The organism is Allobosea sp. (genome assembly GCF_017308075.1).
GTDB lineage: Bacteria > Pseudomonadota > Alphaproteobacteria > Rhizobiales > Beijerinckiaceae > Allobosea.
On sequence record NZ_JAFKFX010000025.1, the window covers coordinates 59,816 to 76,744 of the forward strand.

The 16,929-nt window shown below is 66.3% G+C and carries 15 protein-coding genes; 8 read left to right on the forward strand and 7 right to left on the reverse strand.

Annotated features, from left to right (window positions below; all coding sequences use genetic code 11):
* Window positions 1–84: 84 nt before the first annotated feature.
* Window positions 85–1,215: a GNAT family N-acetyltransferase gene (locus J0J10_RS05790; protein WP_291645664.1), complete on the forward strand. Its 1,131-nt coding sequence runs from the start codon at window positions 85–87 to the stop codon at window positions 1,213–1,215.
* On the opposite strand, the gene J0J10_RS05795 is transcribed toward J0J10_RS05790, so the two are convergent.
* From J0J10_RS05795 to J0J10_RS05815, 5 genes are all read right to left on the reverse strand, one after another.
* A complete protein-coding gene (locus J0J10_RS05795) occupies window positions 1,181–2,800 on the reverse strand; it encodes an acyl-CoA synthetase (protein WP_291645665.1) in 1,620 nt (539 codons plus the stop codon). The two genes, J0J10_RS05790 and J0J10_RS05795, sit on opposite strands and share 35 nt — an antisense overlap.
* Before the next feature lie 92 nt (window positions 2,801–2,892).
* Window positions 2,893–3,663, reverse strand: a complete 771-nt coding sequence (locus J0J10_RS05800; RefSeq protein ID WP_291645666.1) for an ABC transporter permease — start codon at window positions 3,661–3,663, stop codon at window positions 2,893–2,895.
* Window positions 3,660–4,448 (reverse strand): ABC transporter ATP-binding protein, encoded by a 789-nt coding sequence (locus tag J0J10_RS05805; protein WP_465247159.1) that lies wholly within the window; start codon window positions 4,446–4,448, stop codon window positions 3,660–3,662. Before J0J10_RS05805 ends, J0J10_RS05800 begins: the two co-directional genes overlap by 4 nt.
* Before the next feature lie 72 nt (window positions 4,449–4,520).
* Window positions 4,521–5,573 (reverse strand): ABC transporter substrate-binding protein, encoded by a 1,053-nt coding sequence (locus tag J0J10_RS05810; protein ID WP_291645667.1) that lies wholly within the window; start codon window positions 5,571–5,573, stop codon window positions 4,521–4,523.
* 219 nt (window positions 5,574–5,792) lie between these two features.
* Window positions 5,793–6,248: an Lrp/AsnC ligand binding domain-containing protein gene (locus J0J10_RS05815; protein ID WP_083533547.1), complete on the reverse strand. Its 456-nt coding sequence runs from the start codon at window positions 6,246–6,248 to the stop codon at window positions 5,793–5,795.
* 156 nt (window positions 6,249–6,404) lie between these two features.
* On the opposite strand from J0J10_RS05815, the gene putA reads away from it, so the two are divergent.
* The gene (gene putA / locus J0J10_RS05820; protein WP_465247163.1) at window positions 6,405–9,533 is read left to right on the forward strand and encodes a bifunctional proline dehydrogenase/L-glutamate gamma-semialdehyde dehydrogenase PutA; all 3,129 of its coding nucleotides are present in this window, start codon (window positions 6,405–6,407) and stop codon (window positions 9,531–9,533) included.
* A gap of 143 nt (window positions 9,534–9,676) precedes the next feature.
* Here the strand turns inward: putA and J0J10_RS05825 are convergent, their stop codons facing one another.
* Entirely contained in the window at window positions 9,677–9,940 is a 264-nt protein-coding gene (locus tag J0J10_RS05825; protein WP_291638239.1) for a hypothetical protein, read from the reverse strand.
* 251 nt (window positions 9,941–10,191) lie between these two features.
* Between J0J10_RS05825 and J0J10_RS05830 the strand changes: the two genes are divergently transcribed.
* Entirely contained in the window at window positions 10,192–10,446 is a 255-nt protein-coding gene (locus J0J10_RS05830) for a hypothetical protein (protein WP_291645669.1), read from the forward strand.
* A 24-nt stretch (window positions 10,447–10,470) separates the two neighbouring features.
* On the opposite strand, the gene J0J10_RS05835 is transcribed toward J0J10_RS05830, so the two are convergent.
* The gene (locus tag J0J10_RS05835) at window positions 10,471–10,821 is read right to left on the reverse strand and encodes a hypothetical protein (protein ID WP_291645670.1); all 351 of its coding nucleotides are present in this window, start codon (window positions 10,819–10,821) and stop codon (window positions 10,471–10,473) included.
* A gap of 1,048 nt (window positions 10,822–11,869) precedes the next feature.
* Here J0J10_RS05835 and J0J10_RS05840 point away from each other — a divergent pair.
* The 5 genes from J0J10_RS05840 (at window position 11,870) to serA (ending at window position 16,914) form a co-directional block, all read left to right on the forward strand.
* Window positions 11,870–12,163, forward strand: a complete 294-nt coding sequence (locus J0J10_RS05840) for a type II toxin-antitoxin system RelE/ParE family toxin (protein ID WP_291645671.1) — start codon at window positions 11,870–11,872, stop codon at window positions 12,161–12,163.
* Window positions 12,164–13,294: a helix-turn-helix domain-containing protein gene (locus tag J0J10_RS05845; protein WP_291645672.1), complete on the forward strand. Its 1,131-nt coding sequence runs from the start codon at window positions 12,164–12,166 to the stop codon at window positions 13,292–13,294.
* An 18-nt stretch (window positions 13,295–13,312) separates the two neighbouring features.
* On the forward strand, window positions 13,313–13,801 hold the full coding sequence (locus tag J0J10_RS05850) for a hypothetical protein (protein WP_291645673.1): 489 nt from the start codon (window positions 13,313–13,315) through the stop codon (window positions 13,799–13,801).
* A 133-nt stretch (window positions 13,802–13,934) separates the two neighbouring features.
* Window positions 13,935–15,113, forward strand: a complete 1,179-nt coding sequence (locus J0J10_RS05855) for a phosphoserine transaminase (RefSeq protein WP_465247160.1) — start codon at window positions 13,935–13,937, stop codon at window positions 15,111–15,113.
* A gap of 211 nt (window positions 15,114–15,324) precedes the next feature.
* Window positions 15,325–16,914: a phosphoglycerate dehydrogenase gene (gene serA / locus J0J10_RS05860; protein WP_291645675.1), complete on the forward strand. Its 1,590-nt coding sequence runs from the start codon at window positions 15,325–15,327 to the stop codon at window positions 16,912–16,914.
* Window positions 16,915–16,929 lie beyond the last annotated feature (15 nt).

The following is a 16,929-nucleotide window of genomic DNA, read 5'->3' on the forward strand; positions in this document are numbered from 1 at the left end:
CAACCAGCCTGCCGCTCTCGCTGTCGCGACGTGCCATTCCGGTACGGAACAGTATCGATCCGGCCTGGCTCCGGAGGCAGGACCATGCCGAACCTCTTCGCCCTGAACACACCGGCCGATGGCCGTCGGCCAGCTGCGCGGGCCGGCACCAGCCATGCCGCCAAGGCAGGCGGCACGCTTCATATCGAGCGCCGCCAGCTTTCTGCCTGCGCCGCGATCGAAGCCGAATGGGCTGCCCTGGCCGCCCGCGCCATCGAACCCAACCCCTTCTACGAGCCCGGCTTCGCGCTGCCGGCGGCACAGCATCTCGTCAGCTTCCGCAATGTCGGCGTGCTGCTGGTCCGGCAGGGCAGATCGGGCGGCACCGGTCGCCTGCTCGGCTTCATCCCACTTCAGCCCAGCCGCCGTCTGTTCGGCAGCGATGTCCTGACCGGCTGGAACGACGCCCGGCTCGGCAGCGCCGCCCCCCTGATCGACCGCGATGAGCTCGTCCCGGTGGTCGAGGCCGTGCTCGGCATGCGCGGCAGCTGGGGCAGCACCACCTCGAGCGGCCTTCTGCTGCAAGGCATCGATCGCGATGGCGATCTCGCCCAGGCCATCCTGAGGCAGGCGCCCGCAATGGGTTGGGGAGCGAGCCTGGGCGCCGGCACCACGCCGCCAGCGCCTCCGGCCGAAGGCGGTCCCGATCTTTCGGCGCTGCGGCATGGGCTCTCCCGCCACGGCGAGCTCGCTCTGGTCGACTCGGCCTCGCGGCAGGAACTGCGCGACGTCGTCGAGATGCTGCTGGCGCTGGAGGCTTCCGGCCCGCGCGCCCGGGCCGGCGCCGCGACCCTGCAGGACATTCGCGAGACCGCCTTCCTGCGCGCCATGACCCGCAATCTCGCCCGCAGCCGGCAATGCCGCGCCAGCCTGCTGACGCTGGACGGCCAGCCGATCGCCGGGGCGATCCTGCTCGGCAGGGGCAACCGCCGCTGGCTCTACGCCAGCGCCCAGGACGAACGCTTCGCCAGCTTCGCGCCCTTGGCGCAGCTTCTCGCGCAATTGCGGCGGCGCAGCCATCTCCATGAGCTGTTCGGCGAGATCGCCGGCCAGCACGCGGTCACCGACCGGCTGGCGCTCGCCGAAATGCGGCTGCGGCCGGGAGCACGCGGCAGCCTCGCGCCGGAACGTCCCGGCGCGCTCAGCCGGGCTCGTCGCGCAGCAGCCGCCGGATGATCTTGCCGGTGGTGGTCATCGGCAGTTCGGTCCGGAACTCGATCTCGCGCGGATATTCATGCGCCGCCAGGCGCTGGCGCACGAAACCCTGAATCTCCGAAACCAGTGTTTCCGAGGGCTCCTGGCCGGCGGCCAGCACGACGAAGGCCTTGACGATCTCGGTGCGCAGCGCGTCCGGCTTGCCGACCACCGCCGCCAGCGACACCGCCGGATGGCGCAGCAGGCAATCCTCGATCTCGCCGGGCCCAATCCGGTACCCTGAGGAGGTGATCACGTCGTCATCGCGGCCGACGAAGCGGAAATAGCCTTCCGCATCGCAGAGCCCCTGGTCACCAGTGGTCATCCAGTCGCCGATGAACTTGGCCGCCGTCGCCTCCGGCTTGTTCCAGTAGCGCAGGAACATCACGGGATCCGGCCGCCGCACCGCGATCCGCCCCTCCTCTTCAGGCTCGCAGAGGCTGCCATCGGCGCGGATCACCGCGACCTCGTGGCCCGGCACGGCCTTGCCGATGCAGCCGGGCTTGATCACGCCGAGCGCCGCGCTGGAGGCGAGCACGAGATTGCACTCGGTCTGGCCGTAGAACTCGTTGATGGTCAGGCCGAGCTTCTCGCGGCCCCAGGCCAGAGTCTCGGCACCGAGCGATTCGCCACCCGAGGCGACGGTGCGCAGCCTGAGATCGTAGCGCCCGCGCGGATTCTCGACCGAGCGCAGCATGCGCAGCGCCGTCGGCGGGATGAAGCTGTTGCGCACCCCGAAATCCGCCATCAGCCGGAAAGCCTCTTCCGGATCGAACTTCGCCGCCGGCCGCGCCAGGATCGGCACGCCATGGTGCAGGGCCGGCATCAGGCAATTGAGCAGGCCGCCGGCCCAGGCCCAGTCGGCCGGCGTCCAGATCAGATCGCCCGGCTGCGGCAGGAACTCGTGCGGCATCTCCACCCCCGGCAGATGCGCCGGCATCACCCGGTGGCCGTGCAGCGCGCCCTTGGCGTTGCCGGTCGTGCCGGAGGTGTAGATCATCAGCGCCGGATCGTCGCGCGCGGTGTCGACCGGGGTGAAGTCCGGGCTTTCGCATTCCAGCGCCTTCTCAAGCCCTTCTGCCTGGCCATCGGCGCCGTCGCTGGTGAGGATCAGCTCGAGTTCCGGCAGCGGCTCCTCGATCTGCGCCAGCTTGGCAAGGCCCGCCGCATTGGTCACCAGCACCTTGGCGCCGCAATCAGTCAGCCGGTAGGACAGCGCATCGGCGCCGAACAGCGCCGCCAGCGGCACGGCAATGGCGCCGAGCTTGTAGGCGGCGAGATGGACGATCGGCACATGCCGTCCCTGCGGCAGCAGGATCGCGACACGGTCACCGCTGCCGACGCCGCGCCGGCGCAGCGCATTGGCGAGGCGGTTAGACTGGGCCCGCAATTCGCCATAGCTCACCGGCGTGACCGACCAGTCCGGATTGAGCTCGATGATCGCCGTCTTGTCGGGCTGGGCCGCGGCCCAGCGGTCGCAGCAATCGACGCCGATATTGTAGCGCTCCGGAATCTGCCAGCGGAAGGCGGCGCGCAGGCGCTCGTAATCGCGGATATCGGGAAGCATCGGCAGACCCTCGGCTAGAGGGCGCGCACGATAGGCAGGCGACGGAGCGCTGTCACCATGGCCCAGTGTCGACCATCGTCTTCACGCTCCGCTCAGCCCCGTGCCATCTGCGAGCGCTTGGCCCAGCCGGTCATCCGGTTCTCGACGAAATCGACGACCGCGACCAGGAAGATGCCGAGCACGGCCAGCACGATCAGCGCCGCAAACACCAGAGGCACGTTGAAATCGGCGGAGGCGCGGGTGATCAAATTGCCGATGCCGAGATTGGAAGCGTTCTGCTCGCCGATCACCGAGCCGACATAGGCGAGCGTGATCGAGACCTTCAGAGCCCCGAAGAAATACGGCAGCGAGCGGGGGATGCCGACCTTGGTCATGATATCGAACCGGCTCGCGCCGAGCGCCTTCAGCACGTCCTCGGTCTCCGGCTCGATCGTCGCGAGGCCGGTCGCGACATTGACCACGATCGGGAAGAACGAGATCACGAAGGCGGTCAGCACCGGCGGCAGCCAGCCGACGCCGAACCAGAGCACGAGGATCGGCACAACCGCGACCTTGGGGATGGCATTGAAGCCGACCAGCAGCGGGTTGAGCCCGGCCTGGAGCAGGCGCGACGAACCGACCAGCAGCCCGACCGCGAGCCCGAACAGTATCGAGAGCCCAAAGCCGGCCGTGGTCATCCAGAGCGTGTGGAAGGCGTTGGTGTAGAGCGGCTTCTGGTACTGCACCAGCGCGGCCCAGATCGCCGAGGGCGGCGGCAGCACGAAGGCCGAGATCGAAAGCGCCCGGCAGGCCGCTTCCCACAGCGCGAAGAAGCCGAGCGTGAACAGATAGGGCGCGAGCCTGAGCCAGATCGAGCGCTTCATGCCGCCGCCCTCGCCTCGCGGATATGGCCGCGCAGCTCGTGGACGATCTCGGCGAATTCCGGCGTGTAGGTGATTTCGAGGTCGCGCGGACGGGCGAAGCCGATCTCGCGCTCGGCGATGATCCTGCCCGGCCGCGCCGACATGCAGAACACCCGATCGGCCAGGAACACCGCCTCGCGCAGATCATGCGTGACGAGGATCACCGTGACGGCGCGCTCGGCCTGCAGATCGCGGATCACGCACCAGAGCTCCTCGCGCGTGAAAGCGTCGAGCGCGCCGAAGGGCTCGTCGAGCATCAGCAGCTTCGGCTCGTGGATCAGCGAGCGGCAGAGCGAGGCGCGCTGCTGCATGCCGCCGGAGAGCTCCCAGGGGTATTTAGCGCCCATGCCCTTGAGGCCGACCTTCTCCAGCAGCCCTTCGGCCCGCGCGACATACTCGTCCTTGTTGGCACGCAGGCGCTGGCGATGCGGCTGCACCACTTCGAGTGGCAACAGGAGGTTGTCGAGCGTCGTACGCCAGGGCAGCAGCACAGGGTTCTGGAAGGCCATGCCGGTGATCTTGATCGGCTCGGCGACGCGCTGGCCGGCCACCGTGACCATGCCGGCCTTCGGCTTCTGCAGTCCCGTCGCGAGCTTCATCAGGGTCGACTTGCCGCAGCCGGACGGGCCGACGATCGCGGCGAACTCGCCCTCGCGCACCTTCAGCGACAGGCCGTCGACCGCGGGCGGCCCGTCCCCGCCGCTATAGACATGCGTGACCTCGTTCAGTTCGACGAAGGCGGTCAAGGGCGCTCCATGGGCCGCAGAAAAGGAGCCGGCCTTCCCTTCACCGGGAAGGCCGGATACGGGACGGGAAGCTCAGAGCTTCCGCTCGGGCTCGGCCGGCAGGAAGCTGTCGATGAAGGCCTCGCCCGCCTTGGCCTTGTCCTTGAAGGTGAAGGTCAGACCGATCTGGTCGAGCGCCGTCGCCCAACGCGCCTTGTCGATGCCGCCGACGCCATTGGCCTTGACCCAGGGCGTCACCACGTTCTGCTCCAGCGTCATCTTCAGGCGCTCGAGCTCGACCTCCTGCTTGGCGACATCGTTACGCTTGATCACCAGCTGCGCGCCGAGCTCGGGATTGGCGACGGTGTCGCGGATACCCTTGGTGATCGCCCGCAGCAGGCCGCGCAGCGCCTCCGGCTTTTCCGCCATGAACTTCGGCGAGGCCATCACGACATTGCCGTAGAGCTCGACACCGTAATCCGACATCAGCATGGTGACGATGTCGTCGACCGGCACGCCGCGCGACTTCAGGTTGATGTAGGAGGAGTTGGCGAAGCCGAAGACGGCGTCGACCTCGCCCGAGGCGAGCATCGGCTCGCGCACCGGGAAGCCGACATTCTCCATCCGCATCTTGCTGTCGTCGAGCTTGTTGACCGTCTTGAAGATCGGCCATTGCGCGAAGGCGGCGTCGGCTGCCGGGGCGCCGAACTTCTTGCCTTCGAGGCTCTTCACATCGCTGGTGATGCCGCGGCTCTTGCGGCCGACGATGGCGAAGGGCGGACGGTCATAGACCATCATCACCGCCTTGAGATCGACGGTCGGATTCTCGTCGCGGAAGCGGATCAGCGAGTTCACGTCGCCGAAGCCGACATCATAGGTGCCGGAGGCGACACGCGGGATCGCCTCGCGCGAGCCATTGCCGGTGTCGATGGTGACGTCGAGCCCCTCGGCTTTGAAATAGCCCTTCTCCTGCGCCATCAGGAACAGAGCCGCCGGCCCCTCGAAGCGCCAGTCGAGCGTGAAGCGCACCGCGGTCTGCGCCGCGGCCGGGCCGGTTCCGAGCCCCGCGACGACCAGGCCGAGCACGCCCGCCAGCCCGGCCAGGCGCCGGCGTGAAAGGGAGCTGTGGACTTTAGTCGTAGACATCTGGGACTCCGGAATGGGGCGCGAGAGGAGCGAGGGCGGGAAATTGGTTCCGGCGACGACGAGCAAGGCCCGTGCCGCAGAGCAGGCAGCTTCAAACTGGCGCAATGTCCATCTGCGTCAAGCCGATCCGATGAAAATTCATGCAGCGCGGCAAACAAGTCGCGCAAATTTCCGGCAGCCCGGCTCGGGCGCGCCCAATCGCGGTCAGGACACGGCCGCTCAGAGCGGCAGAGCGCCGTCGGTCTTGACCTCTTCCATCACGGCATAGGTCCGCGTCTCGCGCACCGCCGGCAGCGCCAGCAGCACCTCGCCGAGGAAGCGGCGATAGGCGTTCATGTCGGCCACTCTGGTCTTGACGAGGTAGTCGAAACCGCCGGCAACCATATGGCATTCCAGCACCTCGGGCGCCCGCTTCACCGCATTGGCGAAGCGCTCGAAGGCATCGGGCGTCGTCTTGTCGAGATAGACCTCGACGAAGACCAGAAGATGCAGGCCGAGCTTCACCGGATCGAGCGTCGCGCGGTAGCCGGTGATGTAGCCCTCGCGCGTCAATCGCTTCAGGCGCTCGCCCGTCGCCGTCGGCGACAGACCGACCGCTTCGGCCAGCTCGACGCCGGCGGCACGGCCGTCATTCTGCAGCATCGCCAGCAGGCGGCGGTCGGTTCGATCCAACACGGGATAATTTCCTGAAACTCTTCCTTTATCCCGGATTTCATATAGCCAGAGCGCGAACATATCCATTGATATCCGGCGAGATAGCCATGATCCTTCAGATCATCCCGCATTCGCCTCTCCGGAGTCCCCGCCATGGCCGCCCCTGCCCCGCGACCGATCGACAGCACCGCGCCCGTCTTCCACGCGCCCTATGCCGAGGATGACGGAGCCATCGCCGGGCGCCTGCTCGCCGGCTCCAGGCGCGAGCCGGCCGCCAAGGCCCGCATCGACGCCCGCGCCAGCGGGCTGATCGAGGCGATCCGGACCCGCAAGGTCGGCCTCGGCGGCATCGAGGAATTGCTGCGCGAGTATTCGCTCTCGACCAAGGAGGGCCTCGCGCTGATGGTGCTGGCGGAAGCCCTGCTGCGCGTGCCCGACGCCGCCACCGCCGACCGGCTGATCGAGGACAAGCTCGGCCAGGGCGACTTCGCCCATCATGAATCGAAGTCCGACGCCTTCCTGATCTCGGCCTCGTCCTGGGCGCTCGGCCTCACCGCCCGCATCATCCAGCCCGGCGAGACCCCGACCAGCATCATCGGCAATCTCTCCAAGCGCCTCGGCCTGCCCGCCGTGCGCACCGCGACGCGCCAGGCGATGCGGGTCATGGGCAATCATTTCGTGCTCGGCCAGACCATCGAGGAGGCGCTGAAGCGCGCCCGCTCCGGCACCGGCAAGCTCTACCGCTACTCCTTCGACATGCTGGGCGAGGGCGCCCGCACGCAAGGAGACGCCGACCGTTATTACGCCTCCTATGCCGCCGCGATCGAGGCGATCGGCCGCTCGGCCGGCAATGACAAGCTGCCGAACCGCCCGGGCATCTCGGTCAAGCTCTCGGCGCTGCATCCGCGCTATGACGCGACCAATCGCGAGCGCGTGCTCGTCGAGCTGACCCCGAAGGTGATCGAGCTCGCCCGCCAGGCCAAGAAATACGATCTCAACTTCACCGTCGACGCCGAGGAGGCAGACCGGCTCGAGCTCTCGCTCGACGTCATCGACGCCGTGCTGGCCGATGCCTCGCTCGCCGGCTGGGACGGCTTCGGCCTCGCCATCCAGGCCTATCAGAAGCGCGCCAGCGCGGTGATCGCCCATATCGCGGCGCTGGCCGAGTTCCATGACCGGCGCATGATGGTGCGCCTGGTCAAGGGCGCCTATTGGGACACCGAGCTGAAGCGCGCCCAGGAACGCGGCCTGCCCGACTATCCGGTCTTCACCCGCAAGGCGATGACCGACCTGAACTACGAGGCCTGCGCCAAGCAGCTGCTGGCCCTGCGCCCGCGCATCATCCCGCAATTCGCTACCCATAATGCGCTGACCGTCGCGACCGTCGCCGAGCTCGCCGGCGACCAAAAGGGCGCCCAGCCGGACGGCCGTCTTGCTGAAAACCTGGACTTCGAGTTCCAGCGCCTGCACGGCATGGGCGAAGCGCTCTATGAGCGCCTGCTGCAGGAGAATTCCGGCTTCGCCTGCCGGACCTATGCGCCGGTCGGCGGCCATCAGGACCTGCTCGCCTATCTCGTGCGCCGCCTGCTCGAGAACGGCGCCAACTCCTCCTTCGTCTCGGTCTCCGGCGATCCGGACGTGCCGGTCTCGGAGCTGCTCGTGCCGCCGGCCGACATCATCGGAACGCCGGGCGCCGCCCGCCATCGCCGCATTCCGCTGCCGGCCGACCTCTTCGGCCCGTCCCGCAAGAACTCGGCCGGCGTCGAGCTCGGCGATGCCGCGAGCCTGGAGGCGCTGCTCGCCGAGATCGGCCGCGCCACCGCAAAGCCCTTCGCGGAGGCGAGCGCCGTGATCGACGGCAAGCCCGTCGCCGGCAACCGCCGTGAGCTGCGCTCGCCGATCGATGCGAGGCCGATCGGCCATGTCGTCGAGGCCGACGAGGCCGCCGCTGCACGGGCGGTGCTCGCGGCGAAGGCCGGCTTCCCCGCCTGGAACGCGACCCCGGCCCGGATCCGCGCCGCGGCGCTGCGCCAGGCGGCCGAGCTGATGGAGGCCCGCCGCGGCCCGATCCTCGCTTTGCTCCAGGCCGAGGCCGGCAAGACGCTGGACGACGCCATCGCGGAACTCCGCGAAGCCGTCGACTTCCTGCGCTATTACGCCGCCGAGGCCGAGGCGAAGTTCGCGGTGCCGACCGCCCTGCCCGGCCCCACCGGCGAGGAGAACCGCCTCGTCCTGCGCGGCCGCGGCCCGTTCGTCTGCATCGCGCCCTGGAACTTCCCGCTCGCCATCTTCACCGGCCAGGTCGCGGCCGCGCTGGTCACCGGCAACAGCGTCGTCGCCAAGCCGGCGCCGCAGACCCCGCTGATCGCCAGCCTCGCCATCGCCATCCTGCACGAGGCCGGCGTGCCGAAATCGGCGCTGCACCTCACCCCCGGCGACGGCAAGCTCGGCGCCGCCCTCGTCTCCCATCCCGACGTCGCCGGCGTCGCCTTCACCGGCTCGACCGCGACCGCCCGCGCCATCAACCGGGCGCTCGCCGCCAAGGACGTCCCGATCGTCCCGCTGATCGCCGAGACCGGCGGGCTCAACGCCATGATCGTCGACGCGACCGCCCTCGCCGAGCAGGTCGCCGACGATGTGGTGATGTCGGCCTTCCGCTCTGCCGGCCAGCGCTGCTCGGCGCTGCGCCTCTTGGTCGTGCAGGAGGACGTCGCCGACAAGATGGTCGAGATGATCGAGGGCGCCGCCAGCGTGCTCAGGCTCGGCGATCCCCGCGAGATCGAGACCCATGTCGGCCCGGTGATCGACGCCGCCGCCAAGCAGCGGCTCGACGCCCATATCGCGGCGATGCAGGCCGAGGGCCGGATCGCCTATGCCGGCGCGGTGCCGTCGCTCGGCGGCACCTTCGTCGCCCCGCACATCATCCGGCTCGACAAGGTCTCCGACCTCACCGCCGAGCATTTCGGCCCGGTGCTGCATGTCGTGCGCTGGAAGGCGGGCGAGCTCGACAAGGTGATCGAAGCGATCGAGGCCACCGGCTACGGGCTGACGCTCGGCGTACATTCGCGCATCGAGACCACGGTCGAGCGCGTCACGCAAAAACTCTCGACGGGCAATATCTACGTCAACCGCAACATCATCGGCGCGGTCGTCGGCGTGCAGCCCTTCGGCGGCCACGGCCTCTCGGGCACCGGCCCCAAGGCCGGCGGGCCGAACTATCTCGCCCGCTTCGCCACCGAGCAGACGGTGACGATCAACACCGCGGCGGCCGGCGGCAACGCCTCGCTGATCGCGATGGGGGAATAAGAGACAGCACCCTTCTCCCCTCGGGGGAGAAGGTCCCGGCAGGGGGATGAGGGCAGTTCGACCGGGCGAGCCCTCCTTCCCTCATCCGTCAGCGCTTCGCGCTGCCACCTTCTCCCCCGAGGGGAGAAGGGTTCCCCGCGCCCCTACTCCGCGCCCCTTGCCGCCGCCTGCTTCAGCCGCGCCAGCGCCTCCTCGGCGCCGGCCTTGACCTGGATGTCCTTCGAGGCCGCTTCCAGCTCGATCCGGGCGAGCAGCGCCGCGACATCGGGCACCTGGCCTTCCGCCGCGAGCTTCAGCACGGCGTTGGCGAGCACGTTCGGCCAATAGGCCGCGCCGCCCTTGGCCAGCCCCTTGGCCTTGCGGCCCTCGAATTCCTTGGTGAGCTGTTCGGGGGTTTTTCTGGCCATGGCGGCGCCTTCCGTGAATCGCGTTCGAGCGGAAGCTTATAGCAGCACGGCCGTGAACGGCGCGGCGAAGGCGCAGGGAGCCCTGTCCGCCGACGACTTTTCCCGGCCTCGCCCTGCCGAAACGGCAGCTTTCCCGCGATGCCCTGCCTGCAGGGCCGGGCGGCGCAAGCAGCATTTGCGCCCGGCGTCGGCAGGGTGCACCAGCCCCGCCGAAGGGCCGCGCAGCCGGCCGCACGTTCAGGACATCGCCCATGCCTCTCGCCTTGCGCGCGCTCGCCGCGACCCTTGCCTGTCTTCTCGTCGCCGCCCCGGCCTCGGCCGAGATCACCGACCCCGACCTGACCTGCGCCGACTATCTCAAGACCGGCCAGCACAAGGCCGACCGCAGGGCGAGAGCCGGCGCCAGCCACGAATCCGCGACCATCGAGGCCAAGGTCCGGGCCTTCTGCGCCGCCAATCCGAAGATGAAAGCGATCGACGCCGAGATGACGATGACCGGCCTCTGAGCCGGCAGGGGGCGCCAGCCGCCCTCAGCCCCGGTCCGGGCCCATGCCCGGAATCGCCTCGATCTGCGCCTTGTGCCGGGCGATGCGCCGCTCGGCCTCGTACCAGGCCTCCCTGCCCTCGACGCCGGCGAGGCGCAGGCGGATCGCCTCGCGGAAGGTCGCGCGCATCTCGTCGGAGAGGCAGTCCATGAGCTTGCCGGCGCATTCCCCGCCATCCGGCCCGGAGCAGGCCCTGGCGCGCCGGCAATCCTTGCGACCGCAAAAGCGCCAGCACTGCATCAATGTCGCGACCCTGCGAAGCATGATCGGCCGCTCGCGCTGATAGCGCTCGAACTCCTCCTTCGTCGCGCCACGATGGTCGGGATTGCGGGGCATGGGATGTCCTCCGATTGGCTCCCAGCAAGGAGTGGGAAGCGAGCCGCTTCCCTTCTCCCCTTGCGGGAGAAGGTGGCGCGCAGCGCCGGATGAGGGGTCGCGCTACGCTTTCCGATATCGGCCGCAGGTAGAAAACTAGTCCCGTCAGGTCGCGAGACCCCTCACCCCACCCTCTCCCGCAAGGGGAGAGGGAGCAGGTCGTGCCTCCCGCGCCCAAACGCCGTCCCCGCCCGCAGGCTGATCCCGCGGGCGTTGTCGCAAATGAGGGGCAGCGGAGCGCCGCGAGGCGCGGGTTTGGTATCCGCTTCCATTGAGCCAGGAAGCGGCGCGGATGGATCCCCATCCGCACGCCCCGTGGCGCTCCGCCGGCGGCGATTTGAAAACTCCGGGCCGCGCTTCATTCGGACCTTGCCCGATCCCGCTCGTCGCCTTCGCCAGTTCCCCTCATCGGGTCGTCGCGTCGGCGCTCGGGCGGTTCACGATCGGCGGCCTGGTCCGGCTAGCGAGCTCCTCGCGCAGGGGCCGTAGTACCCCCAGGTCGGTTCCCGAAGCCTCCCGGGACCGGGTTGCAAGCCCGGCCGCAGGCGCCGCACCCACCCCGCCAAACGACATGCCTCCGGTCGGCCGCCCCTCGGGGATGGGATGCGGGGGAGTATAGGGGCGGTCGGGAGGGCGGGGATAAGTTTGCGGAACCGCGCCGCAAAACCCCTCTCCTGTAAGGAGAGGGGTTCAGGTTGCGGTTCCCGAAGCCTCCCAGGAGCGAGGCGCAACCCTCGCCCGCAGGCGCCGCACCCACCCCGCTAAACGACATGCCTCCGGTCGGCCGCCCCTCGGGGATGGGATGCGGGGGATCATACGGGCGGTTGGGAGCGCTGGGATTGATTTTCTACATTCTCAGCTTCCCTCCACCATTCGCCGGCGGGAGCAAGCCGCGCCTTCACCGAAGAGGCCGCCCCACAATCAAATAAACGACTTAACGCCCCTCGTTAAGTTGGAGTTGAACAGGCGCGCGAAAGGTGCTAGGAAGACCTTTATGGAGATTAGGTTCGTGGATACCCGCCTCGCACTGATCGAGACGGAGCGAGCGGCAGAAACCGGGTTGCCGGTGGCTGTGATTCAATCCATGCGCCAGCGTTTGAATCTCATGAGAGCAGTTCCTGACACCAGTACAATGCGAGCGTGGAAGAGCCTTCGCTACGAAGAAGCAGCGCTTGATTCCAATGGAATGCAATCGATAGCGGTGTCCTCCCAATGGACGCTTCACGTTCGCATCAACGATAAAGTTACACCGGCAGAAATCATGATTATGGGCCTAAAAGAACAAATTCGCGGGGCCGCCTAGATGACAAGCTTTAAAAGCGTCGGCATCGATCATCCAGGCACATTTATAAAAATTGAACTCGAAGAGCGCGAGTGGACACAGCGAGATCTTGCGTTCATCCTCGGACAGACTGAGCAACAATTGAACCCTTTGCTATCCGGCAAGCGGGCCATCACGCCCGATATGGCGCGCCTTTTGGGCGATGCCTTCGGCGTTCCTGCACAGTTTTTTGCCAATCTTCAAAGCCAGTACGACTTGGCGAACGCCAAGGAGCCTGATCCTGCCGTCCGCACGCGCGCTGAATTGCAGACCGCATACCCGGTTCGAGATATGATCCGACGCGGATGGATTAGATCCGCAGAATCGTCACTTCTACAACTGCAGGTTGATCGCTTCTTTGAAGCCGCCAACGACCCAGACGGGACACCGACTGTCGCGTTTGCAGCTAAGAAGACCCATTATGACGCTGTGTCACCGCATCAGCTTGCTTGGGTTTTTCGGGTTCGCCAGCTCGCTCGACATATTAAGGCACCTGAGTTTTCTATTGATAAATTAAGATTAGCCCTGCCCAAGCTACGGTCTTTAATGATTGATCCGGAGGCCGTCCGTTACGTGCCAGAGATTTTGAAATCTTGCGGAGTACGTTTAGTTATTGTTGAGACTCTGCCTGGAGCAAAAATTGACGGCGTATGCACTTGGTTAGACGATCAATCCCCCGTCATTGGCATGTCTACTCTTTATGATAGATTAGATAATTTCTGGTTTGTCCTAAGGCATGAAATCGAACACATTCTCCTTGGTCACGGAAAATCTGGCTTCGGGATTGTTGACCACTTGTCTGGAGAGGGGCAGTCCGTAGGTGAGAGCGTAACAGAAGAGGAACGGCTGGCTAACTTCGCTGCTAGCCAATTCTGCATACCACACGAGAAAATGGATTCGTTCTACGCACGGAAGAACCCATATTTCTCAGAGCGAGATGTGATTGGGTTTGCTGCAACAATGCAAATCCACCCAGCTATTGTCGTTGGGCAGTTGCAGCGACGTATGAACCGATACGATTTTCTTCGAAAATACCAGACGCCGGTTCGCCGCTATATAGTCGAAAGCGCCACCACGGACGGCTGGGGCAACGTTGCTGAAGCTGAACTTTAGCCAAAAACCGAGGCGAAAATGGCAAATTTTGCTGAGCAGATGCAGAGAATATTTGAGCGATACAACACGGAAGTCGATCCTTCTCCTGTCTCTCTCGATGAGGTAGCTGTTTGGGCGATTAGGCAAGGCCTGTACCGCCCCGAACCAAGGGACATTACCAAGCTCTGCCGAGAGGCACTCGCAGAAAGCTTGCGCCAGCAAAAGCGGACCGACGCGGAAGGGCGAAAGTATCGCGCCAAGCACTCCGTAAAAATGAACGTTGGCGGAACCCAAATGAATCTCTGGGCAGACATCGACAACGCACCGCGCTCATTCATGGAAAAATCTTTTTCTCAACGCCGTAAATCGATCATCGACGATTGCTTTCAAATTAAGCAGGACGTCGATCACTACAACGAAGTTCACGCCTCCGAACGCCCTATTCAGATGGTGTTGGATTTCACAGATGATATCGCGGAGATCGAAGCTGCGATCCATTCATCTAAACGAACTGATGATGCGGCATAGCATTGACAGAACAATTTGTCGCGCAACCGCTTTTCGATCCATCCCTTGACTCCCCCGCCCCTCCCATCCTACCCTCGTCGACGGGACACGCCTCCCCACCGAGGCGCGCCCATCTGCAAGGATGGAGACATCGATGGCGAATACGATTCCGGCAGCGCGCCCGCGCGTGCCCAATTTCTCGTCCGGCCCCTGCGCCAAGCGCCCCGGCTGGACCCTCAAAGCCCTCAGTGACGCGCCGCTCGGCCGCTCGCACCGCGCCAAGGTCGGCAAGGACAAGCTCAAGCTCGCGATCGACCTGACCCGCGAAGTGCTGCAGGTCCCGGCCGATTACCGCATCGGCATCGTCCCCGGCTCCGACACCGGCGCCATGGAAATGGCGATGTGGTCGATGCTCGGCGCCCGCGGCGTCGACATGCTGGCCTGGGAAAGCTTCGGCTCCGGCTGGATCACCGATGTCGTCAAGCAGCTCAAGCTGCAGGATGCCCGCCTGTTCGAGGCGCCCTATGGCGAATTGCCGAACCTGAAGAAGGTCGACAGCAAGAACCGCGACGTCGTCTTCACCTGGAACGGCACCACCTCCGGCGTGCGCGTCGCCGATGCCAGCTGGATCGCCGATGACCGCGAAGGCCTGACGATCTGCGACGCGACCTCGGCCGCCTTCGCCCAGCGCCTCGACTGGCAAAAGCTCGATGTCGTCACCTTCTCCTGGCAGAAGGTGCTCGGCGGCGAAGGCGCGCACGGCATGATCATCCTCTCGCCGCGCGCCGTCGAGCGGCTGTTGACCTACAAGCCGGCCTGGCCGCTGCCGAAAATCTTCCGCATGACCTCGGGCGGCAAGCTCTCCGAGGGCATCTTCGTCGGCGAGACCATCAACACCCCGTCCATGCTCTGCGTCGAGGACTATGTCGACGCGCTCAACTGGGCGAAGAAGGTCGGCGGGCTCGATGGCCTCGTGAAGCGCGCCGAGGGCAATGCCCGCGTCATCGCCAAATTCGTGCGCGAGAACGACTGGATCGACTTCCTCGCGGTGAAGCCGAAGACCCGCTCGAACACCTCGGTGTGCCTGAAGTTCACCGACCCGGCCGTGACCGCGCTGCCGGCCGAGCAGCAGGCGGCCTTCGCCAAGCAGGTGGTGAGCATCATCGAGAAGGCCGGCGCCGGCTACGATCTCGGCCATTACCGCGACGCCCCTCCCGGCCTGCGCATCTGGTGCGGCGCCACCGTCCAGGCCAGAGACCTCAAGGCGCTGCTGCCCTGGATCACCTATGCCTTCAACGAGGCCAAGGCTTCGCTGGGCAAGAAGGCGGCCTGAGGCGCTTCGCCCTGTCATTCCGGGGCGCGGGCTTTCGCCCGCGAACCCGGAACCCACGACCGGGCGAGCCCTCTCCACCGCTTCATCAGTATTGCACCCCGCCATGGGTTCCGGGTTCGGCTTCGCCGCCCCGGAATGACAGGTGGGGTTCCCTCCCCTTCTCAGCGCCGAAACGCTCCCCGTGCAGCGCGGCGCCGCCGGAGCCATCATCATGACCGCCCCCAAAGTCCTGATTTCGGACGCCCTCTCCCCCGCCGCCGTGCAGATTTTCAAAGATCGCGGCATCGACGTGACCTTCGATCCGGCCCTCGGCAAGGACAAGGACAAGCTCGCCGCCGTGATCGGCGACTATGACGGCCTCGCCATCCGCTCGGCGACCAAGGCCACCGCAAAGCTGCTCGCCGAGGCGAAGAACCTGAAGGTGATCGGCCGCGCCGGCATCGGCGTCGACAATGTCGAGATCCCGGCCGCCACGGCGCGCGGCATCATCGTGATGAACACGCCCTTCGGCAATTCGATCACCACCGCCGAGCATGCCATCGCCATGATGTTCGCGCTCGCCCGCCAGATCCCGGCCGCCGACCTCTCGACCCAGGCCGGGAAGTGGGAGAAGAACCGCTTCATGGGCGTCGAGATCACCGCCAAGACGCTCGGCCTGATCGGCTGCGGCAATATCGGCTCGATCGTCGCCGAGCGCGCCATCGGCCTGAAGATGCGGGTCATCGCCTTCGACCCCTATCTCTCGCCGGAACGCGCCGTGCAGCTGGGTGTTGAAAAAGTGGAGCTGGACGAGCTCCTGAAGCGCGCCGATTTCATCACCCTGCACGTCCCGATGACCGAGAAGACCAGGAACATCCTCTCGGCCGAGAACCTCGCCAAGACCAGGAAGGGCGTGCGCATCATCAACTGCGCCCGCGGCGGCCTCGTCGACGAGGCGGCCCTCGCCGAGCTGATCAAGTCCGGCCATGTCGCCGGCGCCGCCTTCGACGTGTTTTCGCAGGAGCCGGCCGAGACGAACCCGCTCTTCGGTTTGGACAATGTCGTCTGCACGCCGCATCTCGGCGCCTCGACCAATGAGGCGCAGGAGAATGTCGCCCTGCAGGTCGCCGAGCAGATGAGCGACTATCTGCTCAAGGGCGCGATCACCAATGCGGTGAACTTCCCGTCGATCTCGGCCGAGGAAGCGCCGCGGATCAAGCCGTTCGTCGATCTCGCCGAAAAGCTCGGCTCCTTCCTCGGCCAGCTCACCGAGGCGCAGGTCAAGGGCATCCGGATCGAGTACGAAGGCGCGGTCGCCAAGCTGAACCTGAAGGCGATCTCGGCCGCCGCCATCACCGGCGTGCTGCGCCCCTTCCTGCCGGAGATCAACATGGTCAACGCGACCATGATCGCCAAGGAGAAGGGCATCGTCGTCGAGGAGCTGACCCGCGAGGTCGCCGGCAATCTCGAAAGCGTCATCCGCATCGTCGTCGAGGCGCAGGACATGCCGCGCCATGCCTCCGGCACCGTCTTCCATGACGGCAAGCCGCGCATCATCGAGATCCGCGACATCCAGGTCGACGCCGAATTCGCGCCGCACATGCTCTATGTCCGCAATGCCGACAAGCCGGGCTTCATCGGCCAGTTCGGCTCCGTGCTCGGCGAGGCCGGCGTCAATGTCGCGACCTTCAATCTCGGCCGCGACAAGCCGGGCGGCGACGCGATCTGCTATGTCGCCGTCGACGAGGCGATCTCGGACGAGCTGCTCGCCCGGATCCACGAGATCCCGATGGTCAAGCGGGCCCGCCGCCTGAAGTTCTGAAGGCTGCGCAATGGT

What these genes read in the sequence shown, in the direction of transcription:
- J0J10_RS05790 (WP_291645664.1), top strand. Translation starts at nt 85, where the DNA reads ATGCCGAACCTCTTCGCCCTGAACACACCGGCCGATGGCCGTCGGCCA.
- J0J10_RS05795 (WP_291645665.1), bottom strand. Translation starts at nt 2,800, where the DNA reads ATGCTTCCCGATATCCGCGATTACGAGCGCCTGCGCGCCGCCTTCCGC.
- J0J10_RS05800 (WP_291645666.1), bottom strand. Translation starts at nt 3,663, where the DNA reads ATGAAGCGCTCGATCTGGCTCAGGCTCGCGCCCTATCTGTTCACGCTC.
- J0J10_RS05810 (WP_291645667.1), bottom strand. Translation starts at nt 5,573, where the DNA reads ATGTCTACGACTAAAGTCCACAGCTCCCTTTCACGCCGGCGCCTGGCC.
- J0J10_RS05825 (WP_291638239.1), bottom strand. Translation starts at nt 9,940, where the DNA reads ATGGCCAGAAAAACCCCCGAACAGCTCACCAAGGAATTCGAGGGCCGC.
- J0J10_RS05830 (WP_291645669.1), top strand. Translation starts at nt 10,192, where the DNA reads ATGCCTCTCGCCTTGCGCGCGCTCGCCGCGACCCTTGCCTGTCTTCTC.
- J0J10_RS05835 (WP_291645670.1), bottom strand. Translation starts at nt 10,821, where the DNA reads ATGCCCCGCAATCCCGACCATCGTGGCGCGACGAAGGAGGAGTTCGAG.
- J0J10_RS05845 (WP_291645672.1), top strand. Translation starts at nt 12,164, where the DNA reads ATGACAAGCTTTAAAAGCGTCGGCATCGATCATCCAGGCACATTTATA.
- J0J10_RS05850 (WP_291645673.1), top strand. Translation starts at nt 13,313, where the DNA reads ATGGCAAATTTTGCTGAGCAGATGCAGAGAATATTTGAGCGATACAAC.
- J0J10_RS05855 (WP_465247160.1), top strand. Translation starts at nt 13,935, where the DNA reads ATGGCGAATACGATTCCGGCAGCGCGCCCGCGCGTGCCCAATTTCTCG.
- serA (WP_291645675.1), top strand. Translation starts at nt 15,325, where the DNA reads ATGACCGCCCCCAAAGTCCTGATTTCGGACGCCCTCTCCCCCGCCGCC.